This window comes from Streptomyces sclerotialus, assembly GCF_040907265.1.
Taxonomy (GTDB): Bacteria; Actinomycetota; Actinomycetes; order Streptomycetales; family Streptomycetaceae; genus Streptomyces; species Streptomyces sclerotialus.
This window is the reverse complement of record NZ_JBFOHP010000002.1, coordinates 4,159,979-4,184,281: the sequence shown is the minus strand read 5'-3', so window position 1 is coordinate 4,184,281 and position 24,303 is coordinate 4,159,979. Positions and strand designations below refer to the sequence as shown.

Here is a 24,303-nt window from a genome sequence, read left to right as displayed (position 1 = left end):
CCCATCTGTGACTCAGTACGCTTTGCAGCTATGTACGGCTACGACCAGAACGTGGGCGCGGGTCAGCAGGGTTACGGTGCTGCGCCGCCTCCGCCGCAGCAGGCTCCTGGCGGTTACGGCGGGCAGCCGCTGTACCCGGAGCCGTCCCCGCCCTCCCTCGCCGACGCGGTACGTGCCTTCACCACCGGGTCGATGTCCGCCGAGGACTTCCAGGGGATCTTCGCCACGTCCAAGGTGTACTGCCCGCGGGGCGACAACCCGGGCTTCCTGGCGCTGCACAACACCCAGCAGCCGGTGATCCCGATGTTCACCTCGCTCAAGGAGCTGCGCGCGTACGCCGGCAAGGAGTCCAAGTACTTCGTGATCACGGGCGCCGAGGTCCTGGACCTGCTGCCGACCGGGTACGGCTTCGTGCTGGACATGGAGGGCGAGCACCGCATGGTGTTCGACGCCAAGGCCGTGGAGCAGATGGTCGACTTCGCGATGCGGCGGATGTACGGCTGACGGCACCGCTCCGAAGACGGCTGTCGCCGTCCCGACTCCGACCCGGTGGGCCGGTCGCGTCAGTACGCGACCGGCCCACCGGTTTATTACCCCTTCCGACCAGCGGAGACGCCTTCGGGAACAGAGTGCGCCTTGCGGGTTGTTCAGGCTTCAACTAAATTGAAAGCCGAACGACCGAGGAGGCCGTCATGCCCGCAGTGACCGTTGAGAACCCGCTGACCCTGCCGCGCGTCGCGGCACCCGCCGAGGCCCGGCAGCGCTCCGCGCTCGCCGTATCGACCGCACCCACCGGGTTCGAGGGCGAGGGCTTCCCCGTCCGCCGCGCCTTCGCCGGCATCGACTACAAGCACCTCGACCCGTTCATCATGATGGACCAGATGGGCGAGGTGGAGTACGCGCCCGGCGAGCCCAAGGGCACGCCCTGGCACCCGCACCGCGGCTTCGAGACGGTCACGTACCTGATCGACGGCACCTTCGTGCACCAGGACTCGCACGGGGGCGGCGGCACCATCAACGACGGTGACACCCAGTGGATGACGGCGGGCTCCGGCCTGCTGCACATCGAGGCGCCGCCGGAGTCGCTGGTGATGAGCGGCGGCCTCTTCCACGGGCTGCAGCTGTGGGTCAACCTGCCCAAGCGGGACAAGATGATGGCCCCGCGGTACCAGGACATCGGCGGCGGCCAGGTCAAGCTGCTGACCTCGTCCGACGGCGGCGCGCTGCTGCGGCTGATCGCGGGTGACATCGACGGGCACGAGGGCCCCGGCAGCACGCACACGCCGATCACGATGATGCATGTCTCCCTGAACCCGGGCGCCGAGCTGACACTGCCCTGGCGGTCGGACTTCAACGCGCTGGCGTACGGACTGGCCGGACGCGGCACGGCGGGGCCCGAGGGCCGGCCGTTCCGCATGGGCCAGGCGGTCGTCTTCGGAAACGGCGACGCGCTCACGATCAGGGCGGACGAGACACAGGAGTCCCGCAGCCCGAACTTCGAGGTCGTCCTCCTCGGCGGACAGCCGATCCGCGAGCCGATGATGCACTACGGCCCGTTCGTGATGAACACCCACGCGGAGCTGGCCCAGGCCTTCGAGGACTTCCAGGCGGGGCGGCTGGGCACGATCCCGGCTGCCGCCGGCTGATCCGACGCGCTCCGGCCGGGGCCCGGCGTTTCACGTGAAACGCCGGGCCCCGGCTTTGTGCTGTGCGGACCGCTGCGGGTCCGTGAGGCGCCGGCGGCCCGCCGCAGGGGTGTGGCCGTCGGCCGGGTGCCGGACGTGTCCGGCTGGGCGCGCAGTTCCCCGCGCCCCTGGCGTGCACGTGGTGGACTGGTCGGGTGCAGAAACGGATGAACAGGGATGAACGGGAAGCTCTGCTTCCCCTCGGTGCGCGCCGGACCGCGGCCTGGTGCGGGGTGGCACTGCTCGTCGTCGCGGTGGTCGCGGTCGCCGTATGGCTGACCGTGCACCTGAAGGCGGCCGTGACGCCCGTCCTGCTGGCCCTCCTGGGCAGCGCCCTGCTCGGGCCGCTCTACCGGCGGCTGGTCGCGATGAAGCTCAACAGTTCGCTGGCGTCCGGGCTGACCTGCGCCGCGCTGCTGGTGGTCGTCGGCGGCGCGGGGTACATCGTCGTGTCCGCGCTGATCGACACCGGCGACCAGATCGTGTCGTCGGTGCAGCAGGCGACCAGAGAGCTCAGCAAACACCTGGGCGGTTCCGGTGCCTCGCTGGGGGACCTGACGGCGAACGCCAAGGAGCTGGCGGAGAAGTTCGGCGGCCGGGCCGCCACCGGGCTGCTCTCGGGGATCAGCCTGGTCGGCCAGACGGTGGCCGCCGCCGTGCTGGCACTGCTGCTCACGTTCTTCTTCCTGCGGGACGCGCACAAGGCGGTGGGCGTACTGCGGTCCTGGGCGCCGGGCGACTCCGGGCCGCAGCTGGAGCGGATGGCGCGCCGCGGCTTCGAGGCCGTGGAGGGTTTCATGCGCGGGACGACCGTCATCGCGCTGATCGACGCCGTGTGCATCACCGTCGGGCTGCTGATCCTGGGGGTGCCGGGTGCCGTCGGGCTGGGCGCGCTGGTCTTCGTCGGTGCGTACATCCCGTACCTCGGCGCGTTCATCTCCGGTGCCGTGGCGGTGCTGGTGGCACTGGCCGACCGGGGCTTCGTGATCGCGCTGTGGGCGCTGGGCGTGGTGCTGTTCGTGCAGGTCCTGGAGGGGCACATCCTGCAGCCGATGGTCCAGAGCCGTACGGTCCACATGCATCCGGCCGTGGTGCTGCTGGCGATCACCGCGGGGGCGAGCGTGGCGGGCATCCTCGGCATGCTGCTGGCCGTGCCGCTCACGGCGGCCGCGACCGGGATCCTGTCAGAGCTGCACGAGCGTTATGCCGCCGGTTCCGACAGCGGCGGGCCGGGCAGCGAGGGACCGCCGTCCGGGGGCTCCTCCGGGGACACGCCGGGCAGCGCCCCGGCCTGAGCCCCGTCCGGTACGGCAGCGCCGCCACTGCCCGCGTCCTCGTACAGCTCGAACCAGATGGACTTGCCGTCCCCGCGTGGGTCCACGCCCCACGCGCCGGCCAGCAGCTCCATCAGGACCAGGCCGCGCCCGGAGGAGGCCAGCTCGCCGGGGCGGCGGCGGTGCGGCAGTTCGTCGCTGCTGTCGGCCACGTCCACCCGGATCCGCCGGGCGCCCTTCGCACCGGAGATCTCGGCGACCAGCAGGGCGTCACCGTCGGTGTGCAGCAGCACGTTGGTGACCATCTCGGAGACCATCAGGACGGCCGAGTCCACCTGGTCCTCGTCGGCCCAGTCGTGCAGCACGTCGCGGATCTGGCCGCGGGCCTCGGCGATTCGCTCCGGTTCGGCCTGCGCGATGGTCAGGAGCGTACGGCGGACGGGCAGGCCGGGCTGCGGCCCGCCGGTGCCGATGGCGCAGCCGGCGCCCTCACGGGACAGCAGCAGCATCGCGATGTCGTCCTCGCGGCGGTCCACCAGCGGCCCGGTGGTGTGGTGCGAGGACGGCCCGTGCACGGCCTGTACCAGGGCGTCGGCGAGCCGCTCCAGGCCGTCGCCGGTGTCCGGGTCCTCATGGGCCTCCATGACGTCCCGGAGGCGCGTCCAGCCGCTCTCCAGGTCGTGCCCGCCGGTCTCGATGAGCCCGTCCGTGCAGACCAGCATCGTCTCGCCGGGCTCCAGGACGAGCCGGGTGGTGGGGTAGTCGGTGTCCGGGTCGATGCCCAGCGGCATGCCGCCCGCGGTCGGCCGTACCAGCATCGTGCCGTCGGTCATCCGGATGGCGGGATCCGGGTGCCCGGCCCGTGCGATGTCCAGCAGCCCGGTGGCCGGGTCGACCTCGATGTAGAGGCAGGTGGCGAAGCGCGGGTCCAGCCCCTCGGCCTCGGTGTCGTTCAGGCCGGAGAGGAAGCGGGAGGCGCGGGAGAGCACGGCGTCGGGGTGGTGGCCCTCGGAGGCGTAGGCGCGCAGCGCGATCCGCAGCTGGCCCATGAGCCCGGCGGCCCGTACGTCATGGCCCTGCACGTCTCCGATGACCAGCGCGATCCGGCCCGACGGGAGGGTGATCATGTCGTACCAGTCGCCGCCGACCTCCAGGCCGCCGCCGGTGGGGACGTACCGCGCGGCCACCGCCATGCCCGGGATGTCCGGCTGCACCGTCGGCATCATGCTGCGCTGCAGGCCCGTCGTCAGCTCCAGCTGCGACTCCTGGTCGCCGGCCCGGTGCAGGGCCTGCGCGAGCATCCGGGCGACGGTGGTGAGCACGGAGCGTTCGTCGGGGGTGAAGGCGACGCGGTGGCCGAAGGCGGCCATCCAGGCGCCGACCGTCCGTCCGGCGCTGATCAGCGGCAGGAAGGCCCAGGACTCGCGGTGGAAGCGCTCGGCCATCGGCCAGGTCGCGGGGAACCGGCGGCGGTACTCGTCCGGAGTCGGCAGGTACAGGGCCCGCCCGGTCCGTATCACCTCGGCGGCCGGGTAGTCGGTGTCCAGGGGCATGTCGGCGAACGGCCGCTCGGCCCCGGGGGTGTGGCCGTGGTGGCCGATCACCGATATGCGGTCGCCCTTGATGCCGAAGACGGCCAGCCCGTCGGGCATGAAGCCGGGCATGGACAGGCCGGCCGCCACCCGCAGTACCTCGGCGGTGGAGCGGGCCTCGGCCAGCGCGCGGCCCGCGTCCAGCAGGAACGCCTCGCGGGAGCGGCGCCAGTCGCCGGTGACGGGGGTGCGCGCCGCTGAGGTGCCCGGCTGCGGCTCGGGGACCTCCTGGAGGGTGCCGACCAGCTCGTAGCTGTTGCCGAGCGGCGTGACACGGGCGCGGCAGCGGACGACCCGGAGTACCTTGCCGTCGTCGCGCATGACGCGGAGCCGGCCCTCGGCGAGGGTGTTCTCGGTCAGCGCGAGGTGGACGACGCCGTTGATCTCGGCGAAGTCGACGGCGTGGAAGCGGGAGCGGATGAAGGCCTCGCTGAAGTCGGCGGGCTCTTCGGGCAGGCCGAGCAGCCTGGCCGCCTCGGCGTCCAGCGTCACCTTGCCGTCTGCGTGGTCCCAGTGCCACAGGCCGGTGCCGATGGCGGCCAGGACGTCCTTGGTGCGCATTGCATCACTTTATGTGGGTTTCACGGAGGCCCACCAGTGAGAAGCACGTGACCCTGGTCCCATGGTGTTCCGGAGCGGCGCCCTCGGCAGCTTTTGTCGTGGATATGGCAACCCGGGGCGGCGGGGTGGAGCGGTAACCTGGAGCGGTTATGCCAATCCTGGGGTGATCATCGGGTTTCGCCCGGGAGCCGATCCGGCCTCCCGCCCCGTTGCCCCACCTCGACTCGCGACGACTTGGATGAGCGATGCATCGGTACCGGTCCCATAACTGCGGCGAGCTCCGGGCCGCGGACGTCGACACGGACGTCCGCCTCAGCGGCTGGCTGCACAATCGACGTGACCTGGGCGGCATCCTCTTCATCGATCTGCGCGACCACCACGGCATCACGCAGCTCGTCGCCCGCCCCGGCACCCCCGCCAACGAGAAGCTCGGCTCCCTGACCAAGGAGTCCGTCGTCCGCGTCGACGGCAAGGTCAGCGCCCGCGGCGCGGACAACGTCAACCCCGACCTGCCGACCGGCGAGGTCGAGGTCGAGGTCTCCGACGTGGAGGTGCTGGGCGCCGCCGAGCAGATCCCCTTCACGATCAACGCCGAGGACGGGGTCAACGAGGAGAAGCGCCTGGAGTACCGCTTCCTCGACCTCCGCCGCGAGCGCATGCACCGCAACATCATGCTGCGCACGGCCGTCATCTCCGCCATCCGCCAGAAGATGGTGACGCTCGGCTTCAACGAGATGGCGACGCCGATCCTGTCCGCCACCTCCCCCGAGGGCGCGCGCGACTTCCTGGTCCCCTCGCGCCTGCACGCCGGCAAGTTCTACGCCCTGCCGCAGGCCCCGCAGCAGTTCAAGCAGCTGCTGATGATCGCGGGCTTCGACCGGTACTTCCAGATCGCGCCGTGCTTCCGCGACGAGGACGCCCGCGCTGACCGCTCGCCCGGCGAGTTCTACCAGCTCGACATCGAGATGAGCTTCGTCGAGCAGGAGGACGTCTTCCGGCCCGTCGAGAAGCTCATGACCGAGCTCTTCACCGAGTTCGGCGGCGGCCGCGAGGTCACCTCGCCGTTCCCGCGCATCCCGTTCCGCGAGTCGATGCTCAAGTACGGCAACGACAAGCCGGACCTGCGCGCCAAGCTGGAGCTGGTGGACGTCTCCGACGTCTTCGAGGGCTCGGGCTTCAAGGCGTTCGCCGGCAAGCACGTCCGCGCGCTGGCCGTGCCGGACACCGCCGACCAGCCGCGCAAGTTCTTCGACGGCCTCGGCGACTACGCCGTCGAGCAGGGCGCCAAGGGCCTGGCCTGGATCCGCGTCGGCGAGGAGAACGCCCTGACCGGCCCGATCGCCAAGTTCCTCACCGAGGACGACGTGAAGGCCCTGGTCAACAAGCTGGACCTGGCCCCCGGCCACGCCGTCTTCTTCGGCGCGGGCGAGTTCGACGAGGTCTCCAAGATCATGGGCGCGGTCCGCGTCGAGGCCGCGAAGCGCGCCGGCCACTTCGAGGAGGGCGTCTTCCGCTTCTGCTGGATCGTCGACTTCCCGATGTTCGAGAAGGACGAGGACACCGGCAAGATCGAGTTCTCGCACAACCCGTTCTCCATGCCGCAGGGCGGCCTGGAAGCGCTGGAGACCAAGGATCCGCTGGACATCCTGGCCTGGCAGTACGACATCGTCTGCAACGGCGTCGAGCTGTCCTCCGGCGCGATCCGTAACCACGAGCCCGAGGTCATGTACAAGGCCTTCGAGATCGCCGGTTACTCCAAGGAGACCGTCGAGGCGGAGTTCGGCGGCATGCTCCGCGCGTTCAAGTTCGGCGCCCCGCCGCACGGTGGCATCGCCCCGGGCGTCGACCGCATCGTGATGCTCCTCGCGGACGAGCCGAACATCCGCGAGACCATCGCCTTCCCGCTCAACGGCAACGCCCAGGACCTCCTCATGGGCGCCCCGAGCGAGGTCGAGGAGTCCCGCCTGAAGGAGCTCCACCTGAGCATCCGCAAGCCGCAGGTGAAGTAACCGGCACGCACGCGAAGGGCCCGGAACCGATCGGTTCCGGGCCCTTCGCGCATTGCCGAGCATTACCCTGAGCGTCAGGCGCTGCATCGGCAGGACGTCGCGTGGACCGTGCTGCGCTCATCCGGATGTGGCACGAGCTGGACGTCCCCGACGGGCTGCGCGTCGAGCTGCTCGACGGCGAGCTGGTCATGCAACCCGACCCGGGACTCCTCCACGACCTGCCGGGCCGCAGTCTCGTCCGGCACACACCAGAACCTTTCGAGGCGTGGAGCGGGCGCGGCGTTCTGGTGGCTGACGATTACCGGCCCCGTGCCGATGCCGTCATCATCCGCGCCGAGGACCGCCCGGCCTTCGACAGCGCGGAACCCGACTGGTCACCGCAGATCGTCCTCGCCGTCGTCGAGACGGTCTCCACGACCCGCACGGCCATCAAGCGCGACTGGGAGGACAAGCGCGAGCGGTACGCCGAGGCGGGCATCCCCGTCTATCTGATCGTCGACCCGAACGACGCGACCTGGCATCTGCTCCAGCTCGACGGCCGTCACTACGTCGAGACCGCGAAGGGAATCTTCGGACAGGAGATCGCCATGCCGGAGCCCATGGGGTTCACGGTGCGGACGGCGGGCTGGCACCCGTACGGCGGGACGTCGGCGTAGCGATACGCGGAGGGCCCGGAACCGTGTCGGTTCCGGGCCCTCCGTCATGCCGTGGGGCTACTCCTCCTCGCCGCCGAAACGCTCGCGGTAGGAGGTCAGGTCGTCTTCGGTGATCTTGGCGAAGAGGACCGGGGGGACCGTGAAGGACGTGCCGGCCGGGACGGAGGAGAGCGCCTTCGCCTCGTCCGCCGTGACCCAGAGCGCCGTGTCGTCGGCGAGCGCGAACGCGCCGCGCATGGCCTTGGCCGCGGACGGGATGAACGGCTCGGAGACCACCGAGTACAGGTGGATGAGGTTCATCGCCGTACGGAGGGTCAGCGCGGCCGCGTCCTTGTCGGTCTTGATCTCCAGCCAGGGGGCCTTCTCCTCCAGGTAGGAGTTGCCCGCGCTCCACAGGGCGCGCAGCGAGGCGGCCGCCTTGCGGAACTGGAGGGCCTCCATGTGGCCCTCGTACTCGGCCAGCAGCTCGGCGATCTGCTCGCCCAGCCTCGCCTCGGCCTCGCCGGCCTCGGCGCCCGCCGGGACCTCGTCACCGAAGCGCTTCCGCGAGAAGGACAGCACGCGGTTGACGAAGTTGCCGAGGGTGTCGGCCAGGTCCTTGTTGACCGAGGAGGAGAAGAGCTCCCAGGTGAAGGAGGTGTCGTCGGACTCCGGCGCGTTCGCCATCAGGAAGTAGCGCCAGTAGTCGGCGGGCAGCAGCTCCAGCGCCGCGTCGGTGAAGATGCCGCGCCGCTGCGAGGTGGAGAACTTGCCGCCGTAGTAGTTCAGCCAGTTGAAGGCCTTGAGGAAGTCGACCTTCTTCCACGGCTCGCGGGTGCCCAGCTGCGTGGCCGGGAACATCACGCTGTGGAACGGCACGTTGTCCTTGGCCATGAACTCCGTGTACCGGACGTCGTCGGCCTCGTACCACCACGACTTCCAGTCCCGGGTCTCGCCGTCCGGGGCCGCGTCCGCCCACTCCTTCGTCGAGCCGATGTACTCGATCGGGGCGTCGAACCAGACGTAGAAGACCTTGCCCTCGGCGGCGAGGTCCGGCCAGACGTCGGCCGGCACCGGCACGCCCCAGTCCAGGTCGCGGGTGATCGCGCGGTCGTGCAGGCCCTCGGTCAGCCACTTGCGGGCGATGGAGGAGGCCAGCGTCGGCCACTCCTCACCGGTCTCGTCGATGAACTTTTCGACCTCGCCCTGGAGCTTGGACTGCAGCAGGAAGAGGTGCTTGGTCTCGCGCACCTCCAGGTCGCTGCTGCCGCTGATCGCCGAGCGGGCGTCGATCAGGTCGGTCGGGTCCAGCACGCGGGTGCAGTTCTCGCACTGGTCACCGCGGGCCTTGTCGTACCCGCAGTGCGGGCACGTGCCGACGATGTAGCGGTCGGGCAGGAAGCGCTCGTCGGCCTTCGAATAGACCTGGCGGATCGCCCGCTCCTCGATGAAGCCGTTCTCGTGCAGCTTGCGCGCGAAGTGCTGGGTCAGCTCGACGTTCTGCTCCGAGGAGCTGCGGCCGAAGTGGTCGAAGGCCAGCCCGAAGCCCTCGTAGATCGCCTTCTGCGCGTCGTGCTGCTCGGCGCAGAACGCGTCCACGGACTGGCCCGCGTCCTTCGCTGCCAGCTCGGCAGGGGTGCCGTGCTCGTCGGTCGCGCAGATGTAGAGCACGTCGTGCCCTCGCTGGCGCAGGTACCGGGAGTACACATCGGCCGGGAGCATGGACCCCACCATGTTGCCCAGGTGCTTGATCCCGTTGATGTACGGAAGGGCGCTGGTGATGAGGTGTCGAGCCATTGCCGGCTGCTCCCAAGTCGCTACGGTGAGTGATTTTTTGCACTACGGAACGCCAATATCGTACTCGCCCGGACGGGTGCCACCGCGCCCCCTTTTCGTGGCGCCCGTGGTCCCGCGCATGGTGCGCGGGCGACCGGGGATGCTGTGAGGAGAAGGGACCAGGGGGAGGGGCGGGCCATGGGAGAGCGACTGAGATGGGTCTCGTCGAGCTACAGCTGCGACACGGACGCGACCTGCGTCGAAGTGGCGAGCGCGGCGGGACGGGTACAGGTGCGGGACTCGCGGCAGGGGCCGGATGAGGACGCGCCGCGGCTGACGTTCTCCGCGGCGGCGTGGGCACTCTTCATCGCGCACACGACGGCGGACTGAGCGGCGACCGCGGCGGGCCGGGCGGTGCGTGGCCCCCGGGCCGTGTCAGCCGTGTCGTCTCAGCCGTGTCGACTTCGCCGGTACCGCCGATGCCGGTCAGCTGTCCTTGAGGACGCCCGCGGCGCGGGCCTCGGTGAGCCAGTCCGGGAACTCGATCATCAGCTGCGCGTAGAGGTCGGCGTCGGCCAGCGCGCGCGGGTCACGTCCGGCGTGGAAGAAGCCGGCGTTGTCGACCTTGCGCTTCTCCGGTACGGCCAGGTCGTCCAGCTTGCGCAGGAAGTCGAAGCCCTTGGCCTCGGGGTCGCCGAAGCCGACGAACTGCCAGAAGATCGGCAGCCCGGCCGCCTCGCACAGTGCCTTCTCGGCGGCGGGCTTCGACGTGGGGGCGCCGTCGGTCTGGAAGATCACGAACGCCGGGGCCGTGGTCTTCGACTTCTTGTAGTGGTCGATGACCGCGTTGATCGCCCAGTGGTAGTTGGTCCGGCCCATGTGGCCGAGCCCGGCGTGCAGCTCCTCGATCCGGCCCTCGTACGAAGTCAGGTCGATGTCGGCGGTGCCGTCGACGTCGGTGGAGAAGAAGACGACGGGCACGGTGCCGTCGTCGTCCAGGTTCGCGGAGAGGCCGAGGGCCTGCTCGGCGAGGTGCTGGACGGTGCCGTCCTTGTAGTAGTTGCGCATCGACCCGGAGCGGTCGAGTACGAGGTAGACGGCGGCACGCTGCGTGCCCAGCCCCTGCTTCGCCAGCGCCGCACCGGCGTCCTTGTAGAGGCTGACCAGCCCGGGCGCGACCTCCTCGACCTTGCTGAGGGAGATCGCGGCCGTGGCCCCGCTGTCCGCTGCCGTGGGGACGGAGGCGGGGACCGCCGGGGCCTCAGGGGCCGGCTCGGCCGGGGCCGCCTCCGCGGGAGCCGCCTCCGCGGGAGCCGCCTCCGCGGGAGCCGGCTCGATGGGGGCCTCGGTGCGGGCGGCGGGGATGGTGAGGGCGGGGTTAGCGGGCTCGTCCTGCGGGGCGGCTGCGGGCTCCTCGGCCTCGGCCTTGGGTTCCGCCTCGGGCCCGGCCTCGGCCTTGGGTTCCGCCTCGGGCCCGGCCTCGGCGGCGACCGGCTCGGGGGCCGTGGCCGGCTCGGCAGGCTTCTCGTCCTTGGCCTCGACCTTGGCCTCGACCTCGGGCTCGGCAGCGGGCCCGACCTCGGGCTCGACGGCGGTCGCAGGCTCGGCCCTGGTCTCCGGCGCGGCCTCGGGCTCGTCCTTGCTCCCGGGCTCGTGCTCAGCCTCGGGCTCGGCCTTCGTCCCGGCCGCGGGCGTCACCTCGGCCGGTGCCGCATCCGCCACGGCCTCGGCGTCGCCGGGCTCGGCAGCGGCACCGGCCGCTCCCGCAGGCTTCTCCGCGGTTTCAGCGGCTTCAGCGGTTTCAGCGGCGGCTGCGGTCTCCGCGGGCTGCTCCGTGTCCCGCTCCGTCAGACGCTCCGGCTTCGGGGCCGACGGGCGGTCGAAGGCCTCGCGTACCAGGTCGGACACCTCGGAGGCGGAGGCCTCGGCGGACGTGCCGGCGGCGGACCGGGCCGAACCCGTGAGCAGCGCGGCACCCGCGGCGGGGGCGGTCTCCGCATATACCTCCGTACGGGCCGGCTCCTGCTCCGTACGGGCCGCCGGTACCTCCTTCTCGGCGGCCGGCTTCTCGGCGGCCGGGGCGGCCTGCGCCGGGGGTGCCGACTCCTCGCGGGCCTCCGGGATGGCCGCCGCGTCGGTGGCCTCCGTCGCCGCGGCGGCATTCGGTTCCTTACGGGCCGCCTTGGAGCGACCGAAAGCGTTGCGCAGCAGACTCCGAATGCCCATCGGCGTACCTCTCGTGCGTGTGGTGTCGTGCATGTGTGGGTGCGGCGAATGTCCGAAAAGCGAGGCGCGTTCCTGACCTGGACGGACACCAAAGGGTAGCGGCCTGCCCCTACCGCATCGTGGGACCCCGCGCGTCGTGCTGCGGTACGAGCCGGAGTCACCCGGATTCACCGTCGGTTCATCTTCTTGTCGCCGCGCGTCGGGCCTGTGCCCATACCGTCGCCGCTGTTCGCACGACCAATCGTCACATCGGCCGACAGGCATACCGATCGGGATACCGACCGGCCCAGGGAAGGAACACCGTGCGCAAGCTGCTGCCACTGATCGGCTCGCACCCCGGCGGCCGTTCGGCCATGACCTGCCGTTACCGCTGTGGTGACGCCTGCTTCCACGAGACGCCCAACACCAGCGACAACGCCTATGTGGGCGACGTGATCGCGGGCGCGCTCTCCCGCCGGTCCGTGCTGCGCGCGAGCGCCGTCGTCACGGCCGCCGCGGCGACCGGCGCGGCGCTGACCGGCCCGGGTGCCACGCCCGCCGCTGCCGCGGGGGCCGGTGCCGGGTCCGGTACGGCGGCCGGTGCCACCCGGCACGCGCGCCGTCCCGCCCGCGGCCTGCGGTTCACGCCCGTCGAGCCCAACACCGCCGACGCGGTGACCGTGCCCGCCGGCCATGAGCACAACATCGTCATCCGCTGGGGCGACCCGGTGCTGCGCGGCGCCCCGGCGTTCGACGCGGACCGGCAGTCCGCCAAGGCGCAGGCCGGTCAGTTCGGTTACAACTGCGACTACATGGCCGTGCTGGACCTTCCGGGTGAGCGGGACCGGCAGCTCTTCGTGATCAATCACGAGTACACCGACGAGGCCCTGATGTTCGCCGGCTACGACGCGGAGAACCCCACCCGCGAGCAGGCGGAGATCGGGCTGCAGGCGCACGGCCTGACGGTGCTCGTGACGCAGGAGGAGCGGCGCAGCGGCCGGCTCACCGCGGTGCGCCGCCACCACCTCAACCGCCGGATCACCGGCACCACGCCGTTCGAGGTGACCGGTCCGGCGGCCGGCAGCGACCTGCTGAAGACCTCCGCCGACCCCGAGGGCACCCGCGTCCTCGGCACGCTCAACAACTGCGGTGGCGGCATCACTCCATGGGGCACGGTGCTGTCCGGCGAGGAGAACTTCAACCAGTACTTCGCCAACGGCGACAAGGTCACCGACGCGAAGACCGCCGCACGGCTGAAGCGGTACGGCATCAAGGGCGGGGCCAGCGAGCGCAAGTGGGAACGGTTCGACCGGCGCTTCGACGTCGCGAAGGAGCCGAACGAGAGCAACCGCTTCGGCTGGGTCGTGGAGATCGACCCCTTCGACCCCGACTCCACCCCGCGCAAGCTCACCGCGCTCGGCCGCTTCAAGCACGAGGCCGCCGAGCCGCGGCTGACCGCGGACGGCCGGCCCGTCCTCTACATGGGTGACGACGAGAAGTTCGACTACTTCTACAAGTTCGTCTCCGCCAAGCGGATGAAGCGCGGCAACAGCGCGGCGGCCCGTGAGCACAACCGCACGCTGCTGGACGAGGGCACGCTGTACGTCGCGAAGTTCACCGGCGACAGCCCGGCGGACGAGATCGACGGCTCGGGGAAGCTGCCGGAGGACGGCGAGTTCGACGGCCACGGCGAGTGGATCCCGCTGGCCACCGGCACCACCTCGCACGTGCCCGGCATGACCGCGGAGGAGGTCTACGTCTTCACCCGGATGGCCGCCGACAAGGTGGGTGCCACGAAGATGGACCGCCCCGAGGACGTCGAGCCCAGCCCCCGCACCGGCAAGGTCTACGTCGCGCTGACCAACAACAGCGACCGGGGCAAGGACGGCAAGGCGGCGGCCGACGAGCCGAACCCGCGCAACGGCAACAAGCACGGCCAGATCCTGGAGCTGACCGAGCGCCGTAACGACCCGGCGGCCGGACGTTTCACGTGGAACCTCTTCCTGGTCTGCGGCGACCCCGAGGACCCGGCGACGTACTTCGGCGGCTTCCCCAAGGATCAGGTCAGCCCGATCTCCTGCCCCGACAACATCACCTTCGATGTGCACGGCAACCTGTGGATCTCCACCGACGGCAACGAGCTGGGCAGCCACGACGGCCTCTTCGGCGTGGCGACCACCGGCTCCCGGAGGGGCCAGGTGCGGCAGTTCCTGACCGTGCCGACCGGTGCCGAGACCTGCGGCCCGATCGTGCAGGAGCGCCGGGTGCTGGTCGCGGTGCAGCACCCGGGTGAGGTGGACGGCGCGAGCGTGGAGCAGCCGGCGTCGCACTGGCCGGACGGTCCGGGCGAGCTGGTCCGCCCGTCGGTGGTCAGCGTCTGGCGCAAGGACGGCGGCGACATCGGCGTCTGAGGCGGACAGCGGGCCGGGCGTGCGCGTCCGCGGCGTGCGCGTCCGTGGCGTACGCCCGGCTGCGGCGTACGCCCGGCTGCGGCGTACGCCCGGCCCGGCGCCGGCCGAGCCCGCGCCTCACTCCGCCGGCAGTCGTTTCGCCGCCGCGCTCACCGACCGGGCGCGCCAGCCGTCCCCGGACCATGGATCGGCCGCCTCCAGGCGTTCGGGGGTGGTACGCAGCGTCCAGCGCCGGGCGGTCAGGCCGGGGTCGTCGAGTTCGTCCCGGGTGAGGGGCATGGCCACCGGCGCGCCCGGCTTGGCGCGCACGCTGTAGGGCGCGACCGCGGTCTGGGCGTAGGCGTTGCGCTGCACGTCGAGGTAGATCCGGCCCCGGCCGCCCTTCGTGGGGCGGTCGGCCTTGCGCTGCTCGGTGGTGAGCCGGTCCGGGTGGCGGCCGGCGAGCAGTTCGGCGGCGCGGTGCGCGAAGTCGCGTACCGCGTCGTAGTCGGACTTGGCGTCCAGCGGCGCGATGACGTGCAGTCCGCGCGATCCGGTGGTCATCAGTCGGGTGGGCAGTCCGACCTCGTCCCACAGCTCGCAGACCCGGGCGGCCGCCCAGCGCACGTCCTCGAAGCCGGCGCCCTCCGAGGGGTCGAGGTCGAAGATCAGGAGATCGGGGTCGTGGGGGGCGTCCTCCCGTGAGAGCCAGCGGTGCTGGGTGAGGGAGGCCTGCCCGGCCAGGTAGACGAGGGTGGCGGCGTCGTCGCAGACGACGTGCGTGACCTTGCCGCCGGCCTTCTCCTGCACGGAGGTGCGGATCCAGTCGGGGAAGTGGTCCGGCGCGTTCTTCTGCATCAGGGGCCGGCCGCCGATGCCGTCCGGATGACGCTCCATCATCAGCGGGCGGCCGCGCAGGTGCGGCAGCGCGCGCTGGGCGACGGCGCGGTAGTGCTCGGCCACGTCCAGCTTCGTGATGCCGTCGTCCGGGAAGAGGACTTTGTCAGGGCGGGTGATCGCGACGGTACGCCGGCCCGCCCGTACGGTCTCTTCGTCCTTCTTGTCGCCCTTCATAAGGGGGAGGGGTAACCGCACCGGCCGGCTGCCAAACCCGGTGCCGCGGTGCCGGGCCGGCCACCGGGGACGGCCGTACGAGTTGCTTCCGGGGCACGGCCCTTCGCCTGCCGCGCCGGGCGGTACCCGCGTGCTTACGATCCTTGACGGCAGGGGCCGGACAGGTGCCGGGTGCAGGGGCCGGACAGGTGCCGGGTACGGAGAGGTGGAAGGAACGCCACGATGAGAGCCGTAGCAGTCAGTGCCTTCGGGGCCGAGCCCGAGCTGATGGACCTGCCGCAGCCCGAGCCGGGACCCGGCGAGGTGCTGGTCGCGATGGCGGTCGCGGGCCTGAACCCGGTGGACTGGAAGATCGCCGACGGCATGCTCAAGGACACCGTGCCGCACTCCTTCCCACTGGTGCTGGGGGCCGACGGCGCCGGCGAGGTGGTCGCGGTCGGCCCCGACGTGCGCCGCTGCACGGTCGGTGACCAGGTCTTCGGGCAGTTCCAGCTGGTGGGCAGGGGCGGCGGTTCGTACGCGGACTACGCCGTCGCCGCGGAGGACGCCGTCGCGCCCGCGCCGCGGAACGTCACGTACGCGACGTCGGCGGCGGTGCCGACGGCCGGGACGACCGCCTACAACCTCGTCGAGGAGACCCGGGTCTCGGAGGGCAAGCGGGTCCTGGTCGTGGGCGCGACCGGCGGCGTCGGCACCTTCGTCACCCAGCTCGCGGCGCAGCGCGGTGCCGAGGTCATTGCCACGGCGCGGGCGGGCAGCGCGGAGCTGATGGGGCAGTTCGGCGCGGCGGCCACGGTGGACCACACCCAGGGCCCGGTGGCCGACCAGGTGCGTACCGGGTACCCGGACGGCGTGGACGTCCTGATCGACCTGGTCAGCGGGCCGGCGGCGTTCGCGGACCTGACCGGTGCCGTACGGGACGGGGGCACGGTCGTGTCCACCGTCGGCGCGGCCGACACGGACATGCTCATCGAGCACAACCTGCGCGGCTTCAACTTCCTCAACCGCCCCTCGCCGCAGCTGCTGTCGATCCTCGCCGACCATCTCGACGCGGGCCGGCTCACCGTCCTGATCACCAGTGAGGTGCAGCTGGAGGACGCCCCGGAGGCCCTCGCCCGCAGCCGCACGGGCCGGGCGCAGGGCAAGACGGTCATCGGTCTCTGAGCCCCCGGCGGGCGCGCAGGCGTGCCGCCGGTACCCCCGACAGGACGGCCGCCAGGGCGGCGACGAGCCCCGCGGCGAGCAGCAGCCGACCGCCGAGCCGGGCGCTCTCGGTGAGCGTGTCGTACACCGTGGCGCCGGTGGCCCGGGTCACCGCAGCGGGCAGCGCGTCCAGGGCGTACCCGCGTCCGGCGGCGAACACGGCGAGCACGAGCGCGCCGCCGGCCGCCCAGCCCAGGCCCGTACCGATCAGCGCCCGGCGTCGGCGTGGTGCCAGCGCCAGTCCGGCCGTCAGACACAGGACGGCCGCGACGGGCAGCACCTGGCCGAGCATGCGCACCGCGGCGTACGGACCACGGGCCTCGGCCACCTCGTCGGGCCGCAGCAGCACGAGCGTGGTGCCGGAGACATGGACCCGCTGGATCAGCCGGGCGCCGGCCGGCACGGTGTGGACGAGGCGGGCCCGGGCGCGGTCGACGACGGGCTGGAGGTCGAGCTCCACGGCCCGTTCGCCGGAGGCCGAGAGGGCGGTGACGAGGGAGCCGTGGGTGGTGCCGTTGACGCGGTTCCACAGTGCGGGGAAGGAACGCGAGGTGACCACGCCGCGGATCTGGGTGGCCACGAACTCCCGTACACCGTGGGTGAACCGCTCCCGTACGGCGGGCCGTTGGTCCGGTGGTACGGCGTCCACCAGCGGCGACAGGTCCACGCGCCGCATCACGCCGTCGGTGATCGCGGTGACCATGTTCCGCTGTACGGCCGGGTCACGGGAGAGCGGTGCGGTGGTGGCCGTGTAGCGGGCGGTGTCGGTCAGTTCGGCGCGCGCCCAGCCGGCGGTGAGGGCCGGCGGGGTCAGAAGACAGCCGAGGACCAGCAGCACGACGGCAAGGACGGCACGCGGCCGGTGGCGGGTCGGTGTTGCGGGTACGGGCGGAGCGCCGGTGCGGGCCGGTGCGCTCGCTGCCATGTCTCCTCCGTTTCACGTGAAACCGGCAGTCCCGGGCGTGTCGTGGACGCGCCCCTTCCCCGCAAGTGTGCCGCGCCCCGTCCCGCCGGCGGCTGACACGGCAGGACGGGGCGCGTCGACACAGGCTCAGTGGTCGTGCGGCCCCGGCCGGTGCACGGGCCCGTGCGTGTCGGCGCAGTGGGCCGCGTCGGCGGTCCCGGAGTGCTGGTGGTTCCCTATGCGCAGCAGCTCGTCACCGTCGTGTTCGCCGAGATGGTCGACCTGGAGCGTGGCGTGCGTGATGCCGTACTCGGCCGCGAGCAGTTCCTGGAGGGTGCGGCGGACCTTGTGGCAGTCACCGCCCGGCTCGACCAGGACGTGCGCGGAGAGCGCGGGATCACCGGAGGTGATCTCCCAGACGTGCAGGTCGTGGACCTCCACGACCTGGTCGGCGGCGACCAGCCGGTCCCCCAGCGCGTCCGGGTCCACGCCGGCGGGCGCGGCTTCCATGAAGATCCGGCCCGAGTCGCGGACCAGCGCGATGCCGGCCTTGAGCATCAGCGCGACCACGAACAACGACGCGATGGCGTCCGCCCGGGCGAAGCCGGTGGTCAGCACGACCGCACCGGCCACCGCCGTGGCGATGAAGCCGAAGAGGTCGGTGAGGACGTGCTGGTAGGCGCCCTCGACGTTCAGGCTGGAGCGGTTGGCCTTGGAGATGCACCAGGTCGCGACGAGGTTCACCACGACGCCGGCGAGCGCGGTGACGAGTACGAGTCCGCCGGTGACCTCGGGCGGTTCGATGAGCCGGTGGATCGCCTCGTACGCCAGCCAGGCCGACAGCACCAGCAGTGTGACGCCGTTGGCCTGGGCGGACAGGATCTCGGCGCGCTTGAGGCCGTACGTGTAGCCGCCGCGCGCGGGGCGGGCCGCCAGCCGCATCGCGATCAGCGCGAGCACGATCGAGGCGGCGTCGGTGAGCATGTGCGCGGCGTCGGAGATCAGTGCCAGCGACCGGGCGATGAACCCGATCACGACCTCGATGGCCATGAACGAGGTGATGAGGATCAGTGCGGCGCGCAGCCAGCGGCGGTCCGCGTCCGCGGCCACCGAGTGCGAGTGGCCTGAGTGATCTCCGTGCGCGTGGGCGTGCCCCGACATGGCCCACTCCCTCCTGGGTCGGGCGGCATGGCTGCCGCAAGGGCGCTCGAACGAAGGAAACCGCACTTCGGCGAAAGATCCAAAGGCTGCATCGGTACCCGTTGTCATTCCCCCGACAACCTCGCATCGCCGCAGGTCAGGGCGGTGCGCGCGAGGAATCGCCGAAGGTTCTCATGAAAAGGATTTCCGTCGGCGGTCTTGAAAGGGCGCGGGGCAGAGACGATCTTGGTGAGGACCGCAGGACCCCACCCACACCCCCAGGGAGCGTTCTTGGCCGCGAACCGAGAAGCGCCGGACATACTGTCGCCGGAGTTCATGGCGGACCCGTACGCCGCGTACCGCGTCATGCGCGACGACTTCCCGCTGCTCCACCACGAGCCCACCCAGAGCTACATCGTCTCCCGGTACGAGGACGTCGAGCGGGCCTTCAAGGACCCGGCGTTCACCACCGACAACTACGACTGGCAGCTGGAGCCGGTGCACGGCCGGACCATCCTCCAGATGAGCGGCCGCGAGCACGCCGTACGCCGGGCGCTGGTGGCGCCCGCCTTCCGCGGCACCCCCCTCCAGGAGACCTTCCAGCCGGTCATCGAGCGCAACGCGCGCGAACTCATCGACGGCTTCCGCGACACGGGCCGGGCCGACCTCGTCGCGGAGTTCGCGACCCGCTTCCCGGTGAACGTCATCGTCGACATGCTCGGCCTGGACCGCGCCGACTTCGACCGCTTCCACCGCTGGTACACCGCGATCATCGGCTTCCTCGGCAACCTGAGCCAGGACCCGGACGTGGCCGCGGCCGGGCTGCGGACACAGCAGGAGTTCGCCGCGTACATGCTGCCGATCATCCGGGAGCGGCGCGCGAACCCCGGCGACGACCTGCTCTCCACGCTGTGCACCGCGGAGATCGACGGTACGGCGATGAGCGACGAGGACATCAAGGCGTTCTGCAGCCTGCTGCTGGCCGCGGGCGGGGAGACCACCGACAAGGCGATCTCGAGCGTCATGCACAACCTGCTGCGCCACCCGGAGCAGCTGGCCGCGGTGCGCGCCGACCGGTCGCTGATCGAGCGGGCCTTCGCCGAGACGCTGCGGTACACGCCCCCGGTACACATGATCATGCGGCAGCCGGCGGAGGACGTCGAGATCGGCGGCGGCAAGGTGCCCGCGGGATCCACCGTGACCTGCCTGATCGGTGCGGCCGGCCGGGACGAGCGGCGGTACGCGGACCCGGACACCTTCGACATCTTCCGCGATGACCTGAAGTCGGCGACGGCCTTCTCGGCCGCCGCCGACCACCTGGCCTTCGCGCTCGGCCGGCACTTCTGCGTCGGCGCGCTGCTGGCCAAGGCCGAGGTGGAGACCGGCATCGGGCAGCTGCTGGACGCGCTGCCGGACGCGGCGATCGAGGACGGGTTCACCCCGCGCGAGCAGGGTGTCTTCACCCGCGGCCTGGACGCCCTGCCGGTCCGGTTCACGCCGGTGGGCTGAGCCGGCCGGGCAGGCGAGTGGGCCGTACGGGTAGCCCCCGTACGGCCAGGGCCCCGGGTGGCGGACCTCAGGCGGGCCCCGGGGTGTACGTCGGCGTGAACGTCACCGGCAGGCCCGTCAGCCCGCGCATCCACAGCGACGGGTGCCAGACCAGGTCCTTGTCCGGCACCGCCAGCACCACGTCCGGCAGCCGGTCCAGCAGCACCTCCACCGCGGCCCGCGCCATCACCTCGGCCAGCTGCGGCGCCGGGTACGGACAGGCGTGCTCGCCGTGGCTGAACGCCATGTGCGCCTGGTTGCCGTCGGCGCCGGCCGCGGTGAAGTCCGGCCGTACCAGCGGGTCGTCGTTGGCCGCCGCCAGGCCGAGGACGATCATGTCGCCGGCCTTGATGCGGTGGCCGCCGAGCTGGGTGTCACGGGTCGCCCAGCGCCCGATGAAGTTCTGCGTGGGGGTGTCCTCCCACAGCACCTCGTTCAGCGCCTGTCCCACGCTGCGCCGCCCGCCGGTCAGGCTCACCGCGAAGCGGTCGTCGGTCAGCATCAGCCGCAGCGTGTTGCCGATCCAGTTGGCGGTGGGCTGCTGCGCCGCGGCCATCACCACCAGCAGGTCGATGACCACCTCCTCGTCCGTCAGCCCCGCGGGATGGGCCAGCAGCCGGGAGGGCACGTCCGGGCCCGGCCGGCCGTGTTTGGCGGTGACCAGGCGGCCCATCCGCTCCGCGACCCGCCGGTGCGCGTCGATCGCGCCCTCGTGGACGTCCAGCGACTCGGCGATGTCCCGTACCAGGCCCGGCACTTCGTCGGTGGGGGCGCCGTACAGCTCGACGACCACGCGCAGCGGCAGCCGCAGCGCGTACTCGGCCATCAGGTCCGCCTCACCGCGCCCCGCGAAGCCGTCGACCAGCCGGTCCGCGATGCGCTCGCAGATCTGCCGCAGCTCGAACTGGTCGATGGCCAGCAGCGCGTCGCTGATCGCCCCGGCCCGCCGCCGGTGCTCGGGCCCCTCGGCGAACATCACCGACGGCTGGTACCCGACGAACGGCAGCAGCGGCCAGTCGTCCGGTACCTCGTCCCAGGCGTGCCAGCGGCGCGAGTCGCGGGCGAACAGCTCGGGGTCGGAGGTGACCTGGTGCAGCTCGCGGTAGCCGATCACGTACCAGGCGGGGAAGCCGCCGTCCAGCAGGACCGGCACGACCGCGCCGTGCCGGCTGCGCATCTCCCGGTACAGCCGGCCCGGATCGCCGCTCAGCCCCTCGCCGTACAGCGGTACGGCCCCGGCGGATACGGGGCAGCCGGCGGTCTGCGGGGCTTCGGTCACGGAGCACCTTCCTGAACTCGGGTCATGCGCTGGGGCCCTGGGCGGCGAGCGCGTACAGGTGGCGGACGAGGGAGATCAGCACCTGCTTGCTGGACTCCCGGTCACGGGCGTCGCAGGAGATCAGCGGCACGCCGGGGGAGAGGTCCAGCGCGTCCCGTATCTGCTCCAGGGTGTGGTGCTCGCCGCCGAAGTCGTTGTGGGCGACGACGAACGGCATCCCGTGGGCCTCCAGGCGGTCGATCGCGTACCAGGAGTCGTGCAGCCGCCGGGTGTCGACGAGCACCACGGCGCCCAGTGTCCCGGCGAAGAGCCGGTCCCACAGGAACCAGAAGCGTTCCTGGCCGGGGGCGCCGAAGAGGTACAGGACGTTGCGCTCGTTGATCGTGATGCGGCCGAAGTCGAAGGCGACGGTGGTCGTCGACTTGCCCTCGACGCCGGCCGGATCGTCCACGCCGACGCCCGCCTGGGTCATCGTCTCCTCGGTGTTGAGGGGACGGATCTCGCTGACCGAGCGGACCATGGTGGTCTTGCCGACGCCGAAGCCGCCGACGATCACGATCTTCAGGCCGTTGTCGGCGGACTGGTGCAGCGGGGCCCGTACGCTCTCGTCCACAGCGGCGTCGGCCGCGTCGTCACAGGCGGTGGAGTGCATCGAGCACCTCCTTCAGCAGGTCGGGTTCGGGCAGCTCGGCCCGGGCGGCCGCGCGCGGATGACGGGCGGTGATCCGGCCCGTGTCGAGCAGATCGGTCAGCAGGATCCGTACGACGCTCACCGGCAGCCGCAGCGCCGCCGACAGCTCGACGACCGCGGTCGGGCGCCGGGCCAGCTCCAGGATGCGGACGTGCTCGGACTGCATCCCGGGCGCCGGCTCGCACTCCGCCACGATCAGCGTGACCAGGTCGAAGCCGCTCCCGGCGGCCCGGCTGCGGCCGCCGGTGACGGTGTAGAGGCGGTCCGGGTCGTCGTCCGGGCCCAGCGGGCTCATGCCGGCCGGCCCGGTAGGCCCGCGTCACGGGGCGCGGCACTGAGGTACTCGCCGATCTGCTCGACCAGTTCGTTCATGTTGAAGCCGATCACACCGACGTCGGCGTCCTCGACGGCGACCACGGCCAGGTGCGCGCCGTGCCCCGCCTCGACGATGAACAGGATGCCGCCATGGAACTCGGTCATCGCCTGCCGCACCCCGCCGCTGCCGTCACCGAACTCCACGGACGCGCCGTGCGACAGCGACTGGATGCCGGAGGCGATGGCCGCCAGCTGGTCGGCCTGGTCGACGCTGAGCTCCTTGGAGTGGCACAGCTTCAGGCCGTCACGGGACAGCACCAGCGCGTGCCGGGCGCCCGGCGTCTTCTGCAGGAGGTTCTCCAGCATCCAGTCCAGGCGGTTGTCGGTCGTGTTCATCGGGGATCGTCCTTCGGGGCTTCTTCGGGGGTGGTGGGCCGCGCGTGCGGGGCCTCGCCCTGCACGGCCCGGCGGAAGGAGCGCAGGCGCGCCGCGGACTCCTCGTGGGAGCGGCTGCGGGTGCGTCCGGTGGCCTGCGGGGCCTGCGGGATCGGCGCGCCGGCCAGGGTCTGGCCGCGCCGCCGCTTGGGCAGCCCGCTCGGTCCGTACTCCGTCGCGGGCGGCGTACCGGCCCCGCGCGGCGCGGGCACGTCCGGCGCTTCCCGGTCCTGGGAGGCGCTCCGGCCGTGCGGGTCGTCCGGGCCCCGCGCCGCGCCCCCGTCGCGTGCGGTGCCCGCGTCCCGGTCGGGGACGGTGGGGTGGTCGTCGGTGGCCGCCCGCGCGGTACGGCTACCGGGGGCGGTGCCGCGCTCGCGGGCGGCGGGCAGTTCGGGCACGACGCGCTCGTGCACCTCGCGGTCCTGCCGGTCGTGCGCCGCGCGCAGGCCCTCGGCGGGTGCTTCGCGGACGTCGGCCCGGCGGCCGGCCGGCGTGCGCGCCGGCTGCTGGGTGATCAGCTGCTGCGGGATCAGTACGACGACGCCCGTACCGCCGCGTGCCGAGGGCCGGAAGGAGACCGTCAGGCCGTGCTTGCCGGCCAGGCAGCCGACGACCGCGAGGCCGAGCCGGGTGCCGGACAGCGACATCAGGTCCAGCGTCTTCGCGGACACCGCCGCCTCGGCGCGGCGCAGCGCCGTCTCGGTCATGACCAGTCCGCTGTCCTCGACGCTGACCACGACGCCGGCCTGGGTCTCCTCGACGTACACGTGCACCGTCGAGGTGGGCGGCGAGAAGGACGTGGCGTTGTCCATGATCTCGGCGAGTGCGTGCATCACGCCCTCGGCCGCGTGCCCGGCGACCGCCGCCGTGCTGCTGCTGTGCAGCCGCACCCGGCGGTACGCGCTGATCCGGCCCATGGCGCCGCGCAGGATGCTCTCCATGGAGATCGGTTTGGTCCAGCGGCGGCCGGAGCGGGCGCCGGTCAGTACGGCGATGCTGTCGGCGAGCCGGCCCGCCTGCGCGGTGCTGTGGTCCAGCTTCAGCAGGTCGCCGAGGACCTCTTCACCGTGCCGGTGCTCCATCTCGCGCAGGTCGGCGAGCATGCTGGTGGCCAGCGCCTGGACCCGGCCGGCGGCGTTGGCGCAGGCGGACATCGCCGCGGTGCGCATCCGCTCACCGCGGCCGACCTCGGTGGCCAGCGTCTCCACGATGCGGCGGTGCGCCGTGGCCTCCGGCATCACGGTGTGGCCGAGCGCGGTGTCCACCGAGGCGCCGTCGCGCAGCCGGGCCACCAGCGCGGGCAGCGTCTCGTCCGCGAGCCGGTCCGCCGCGGCCTCCATGTCCGCGAGCCGGGCGCGGTGCCGGGCGGCGGTGCGGAAGGCGTACACCGCGAGGGCCGTCAGCACGCTCAGCACCACCGCGACCGCGCCGCTGCCCCACGCCAGCCAGGCGGGCCCGGCGAGCGCCGCCCACAGGACCGCGGCGCCGGTCACGACGAGGCCGGCGAGGAGCGCGTACAGCGCCGCCGCCAGGGGCGAGCGCGCCGGCTGCGGGCGGGCAGGTGTCTGAGCTGTCATCAAACGGGTC

General features: G+C 72.0%; 20 protein-coding genes. 9 read left to right on the top strand and 11 right to left on the bottom strand.

Annotated elements, in window-relative coordinates:
- Positions 1-30 precede the first annotated feature (30 nt).
- From AAC944_RS18600 to AAC944_RS18590, 3 genes are all read left to right on the top strand, one after another.
- Entirely contained in the window at positions 31-504 is a 474-nt protein-coding gene (locus tag AAC944_RS18600; RefSeq protein ID WP_030621550.1) for an SseB family protein, read from the top strand.
- A 188-nt stretch (positions 505-692) separates the two neighbouring features.
- Positions 693-1,646 (top strand): pirin family protein, encoded by a 954-nt coding sequence (locus AAC944_RS18595; RefSeq protein WP_030621548.1) that lies wholly within the window; start codon positions 693-695, stop codon positions 1,644-1,646.
- A 206-nt stretch (positions 1,647-1,852) separates the two neighbouring features.
- A complete protein-coding gene (locus AAC944_RS18590; RefSeq protein ID WP_030621547.1) occupies positions 1,853-2,980 on the top strand; it encodes an AI-2E family transporter in 1,128 nt (375 codons plus the stop codon).
- On the opposite strand, the gene AAC944_RS18585 is transcribed toward AAC944_RS18590, so the two are convergent.
- Positions 2,887-5,112 carry an ATP-binding SpoIIE family protein phosphatase gene (locus AAC944_RS18585; RefSeq protein WP_078888848.1) on the bottom strand — a complete coding sequence of 742 codons (2,226 nt, stop codon included), beginning with the start codon at positions 5,110-5,112 and terminating at the stop codon, positions 2,887-2,889. The genes AAC944_RS18590 and AAC944_RS18585 overlap by 94 nt on opposite strands.
- Positions 5,113-5,357: 245 nt before the next feature.
- Between AAC944_RS18585 and aspS the strand changes: the two genes are divergently transcribed.
- Positions 5,358-7,121, top strand: a complete 1,764-nt coding sequence (aspS, locus tag AAC944_RS18580) for an aspartate--tRNA ligase (protein WP_030621545.1) — start codon at positions 5,358-5,360, stop codon at positions 7,119-7,121.
- Between the two features lie 101 nt (positions 7,122-7,222).
- Entirely contained in the window at positions 7,223-7,777 is a 555-nt protein-coding gene (locus AAC944_RS18575; protein ID WP_078888847.1) for a Uma2 family endonuclease, read from the top strand.
- Positions 7,778-7,834: 57 nt separating this feature from the next.
- On the opposite strand, the gene metG is transcribed toward AAC944_RS18575, so the two are convergent.
- Positions 7,835-9,553 (bottom strand): methionine--tRNA ligase, encoded by a 1,719-nt coding sequence (metG, locus tag AAC944_RS18570; RefSeq protein WP_030621542.1) that lies wholly within the window; start codon positions 9,551-9,553, stop codon positions 7,835-7,837.
- Between the two features lie 177 nt (positions 9,554-9,730).
- Here metG and AAC944_RS18565 point away from each other — a divergent pair, with 177 nt between their 5' ends.
- Positions 9,731-9,922 (top strand): DUF397 domain-containing protein, encoded by a 192-nt coding sequence (locus AAC944_RS18565; protein ID WP_030621540.1) that lies wholly within the window; start codon positions 9,731-9,733, stop codon positions 9,920-9,922.
- Positions 9,923-10,018: 96 nt separating this feature from the next.
- Here AAC944_RS18565 and AAC944_RS18560 read toward each other — a convergent pair whose 3' ends face one another.
- A complete protein-coding gene (locus AAC944_RS18560; RefSeq protein WP_030621537.1) occupies positions 10,019-11,758 on the bottom strand; it encodes a VWA domain-containing protein in 1,740 nt (579 codons plus the stop codon).
- Positions 11,759-12,060: 302 nt separating this feature from the next.
- Here AAC944_RS18560 and AAC944_RS18555 point away from each other — a divergent pair, with 302 nt between their 5' ends.
- Entirely contained in the window at positions 12,061-14,148 is a 2,088-nt protein-coding gene (locus tag AAC944_RS18555; protein ID WP_030621535.1) for a PhoX family protein, read from the top strand.
- Between the two features lie 117 nt (positions 14,149-14,265).
- On the opposite strand, the gene ligD is transcribed toward AAC944_RS18555, so the two are convergent.
- Positions 14,266-15,201: a non-homologous end-joining DNA ligase gene (gene ligD, locus AAC944_RS18550; RefSeq protein WP_030621532.1), complete on the bottom strand. Its 936-nt coding sequence runs from the start codon at positions 15,199-15,201 to the stop codon at positions 14,266-14,268.
- Positions 15,202-15,423: 222 nt separating this feature from the next.
- Between ligD and AAC944_RS18545 the strand changes: the two genes are divergently transcribed.
- Complete coding sequence (locus AAC944_RS18545) at positions 15,424-16,365, top strand: NADP-dependent oxidoreductase (RefSeq protein WP_030621530.1); 942 nt, start codon at positions 15,424-15,426, stop codon at positions 16,363-16,365.
- On the opposite strand, the gene AAC944_RS18540 is transcribed toward AAC944_RS18545, so the two are convergent.
- On the bottom strand, positions 16,352-17,329 hold the full coding sequence (locus AAC944_RS18540; protein ID WP_030621527.1) for a hypothetical protein: 978 nt from the start codon (positions 17,327-17,329) through the stop codon (positions 16,352-16,354). The genes AAC944_RS18545 and AAC944_RS18540 overlap by 14 nt on opposite strands.
- A gap of 126 nt (positions 17,330-17,455) precedes the next feature.
- Entirely contained in the window at positions 17,456-18,469 is a 1,014-nt protein-coding gene (locus AAC944_RS18535) for a cation diffusion facilitator family transporter (RefSeq protein ID WP_030621525.1), read from the bottom strand.
- Positions 18,470-18,784: 315 nt separating this feature from the next.
- Between AAC944_RS18535 and AAC944_RS18530 the strand changes: the two genes are divergently transcribed.
- Positions 18,785-19,957 (top strand): cytochrome P450, encoded by a 1,173-nt coding sequence (locus AAC944_RS18530; protein WP_438272831.1) that lies wholly within the window; start codon positions 18,785-18,787, stop codon positions 19,955-19,957.
- Positions 19,958-20,024: 67 nt separating this feature from the next.
- Here the strand turns inward: AAC944_RS18530 and AAC944_RS18525 are convergent, their stop codons facing one another.
- The 5 genes from AAC944_RS18525 to AAC944_RS18505 are packed head-to-tail and all read right to left on the bottom strand — an operon-like array spanning position 20,025 to position 24,293.
- Positions 20,025-21,275, bottom strand: a complete 1,251-nt coding sequence (locus AAC944_RS18525; RefSeq protein WP_030621521.1) for a cytochrome P450 — start codon at positions 21,273-21,275, stop codon at positions 20,025-20,027.
- Between the two features lie 22 nt (positions 21,276-21,297).
- Positions 21,298-21,927, bottom strand: coding sequence for a GTP-binding protein (locus AAC944_RS18520; protein WP_030621518.1), 630 nt, complete (start codon positions 21,925-21,927; stop codon positions 21,298-21,300).
- Entirely contained in the window at positions 21,908-22,261 is a 354-nt protein-coding gene (locus AAC944_RS18515) for a DUF742 domain-containing protein (RefSeq protein WP_030621516.1), read from the bottom strand. Before AAC944_RS18515 ends, AAC944_RS18520 begins: the two co-directional genes overlap by 20 nt.
- Positions 22,258-22,677, bottom strand: a complete 420-nt coding sequence (locus AAC944_RS18510; protein ID WP_030621515.1) for a roadblock/LC7 domain-containing protein — start codon at positions 22,675-22,677, stop codon at positions 22,258-22,260. The genes AAC944_RS18515 and AAC944_RS18510 overlap by 4 nt, the downstream gene beginning before the upstream one ends.
- Positions 22,674-24,293, bottom strand: coding sequence for a sensor histidine kinase (locus AAC944_RS18505; protein ID WP_078888846.1), 1,620 nt, complete (start codon positions 24,291-24,293; stop codon positions 22,674-22,676). Before AAC944_RS18505 ends, AAC944_RS18510 begins: the two co-directional genes overlap by 4 nt.
- Positions 24,294-24,303 lie beyond the last annotated feature (10 nt).

What these genes read in the sequence shown, in the direction of transcription:
- AAC944_RS18600 (WP_030621550.1), top strand. Translation starts at nt 31, where the DNA reads ATGTACGGCTACGACCAGAACGTGGGCGCGGGTCAGCAGGGTTACGGT.
- AAC944_RS18595 (WP_030621548.1), top strand. Translation starts at nt 693, where the DNA reads ATGCCCGCAGTGACCGTTGAGAACCCGCTGACCCTGCCGCGCGTCGCG.
- AAC944_RS18590 (WP_030621547.1), top strand. Translation starts at nt 1,853, where the DNA reads ATGAACAGGGATGAACGGGAAGCTCTGCTTCCCCTCGGTGCGCGCCGG.
- AAC944_RS18585 (WP_078888848.1), bottom strand. Translation starts at nt 5,112, where the DNA reads ATGCGCACCAAGGACGTCCTGGCCGCCATCGGCACCGGCCTGTGGCAC.
- aspS (WP_030621545.1), top strand. Translation starts at nt 5,358, where the DNA reads ATGCATCGGTACCGGTCCCATAACTGCGGCGAGCTCCGGGCCGCGGAC.
- metG (WP_030621542.1), bottom strand. Translation starts at nt 9,553, where the DNA reads ATGGCTCGACACCTCATCACCAGCGCCCTTCCGTACATCAACGGGATC.
- AAC944_RS18565 (WP_030621540.1), top strand. Translation starts at nt 9,731, where the DNA reads ATGGGAGAGCGACTGAGATGGGTCTCGTCGAGCTACAGCTGCGACACG.
- AAC944_RS18560 (WP_030621537.1), bottom strand. Translation starts at nt 11,758, where the DNA reads ATGGGCATTCGGAGTCTGCTGCGCAACGCTTTCGGTCGCTCCAAGGCG.
- ligD (WP_030621532.1), bottom strand. Translation starts at nt 15,201, where the DNA reads ATGAAGGGCGACAAGAAGGACGAAGAGACCGTACGGGCGGGCCGGCGT.
- AAC944_RS18545 (WP_030621530.1), top strand. Translation starts at nt 15,424, where the DNA reads ATGAGAGCCGTAGCAGTCAGTGCCTTCGGGGCCGAGCCCGAGCTGATG.
- AAC944_RS18540 (WP_030621527.1), bottom strand. Translation starts at nt 17,329, where the DNA reads ATGGCAGCGAGCGCACCGGCCCGCACCGGCGCTCCGCCCGTACCCGCA.
- AAC944_RS18535 (WP_030621525.1), bottom strand. Translation starts at nt 18,469, where the DNA reads ATGTCGGGGCACGCCCACGCGCACGGAGATCACTCAGGCCACTCGCAC.
- AAC944_RS18530 (WP_438272831.1), top strand. Translation starts at nt 18,785, where the DNA reads ATGGCGGACCCGTACGCCGCGTACCGCGTCATGCGCGACGACTTCCCG.
- AAC944_RS18520 (WP_030621518.1), bottom strand. Translation starts at nt 21,927, where the DNA reads ATGCACTCCACCGCCTGTGACGACGCGGCCGACGCCGCTGTGGACGAG.
- AAC944_RS18515 (WP_030621516.1), bottom strand. Translation starts at nt 22,261, where the DNA reads ATGAGCCCGCTGGGCCCGGACGACGACCCGGACCGCCTCTACACCGTC.
- AAC944_RS18510 (WP_030621515.1), bottom strand. Translation starts at nt 22,677, where the DNA reads ATGAACACGACCGACAACCGCCTGGACTGGATGCTGGAGAACCTCCTG.
- AAC944_RS18505 (WP_078888846.1), bottom strand. Translation starts at nt 24,293, where the DNA reads ATGACAGCTCAGACACCTGCCCGCCCGCAGCCGGCGCGCTCGCCCCTG.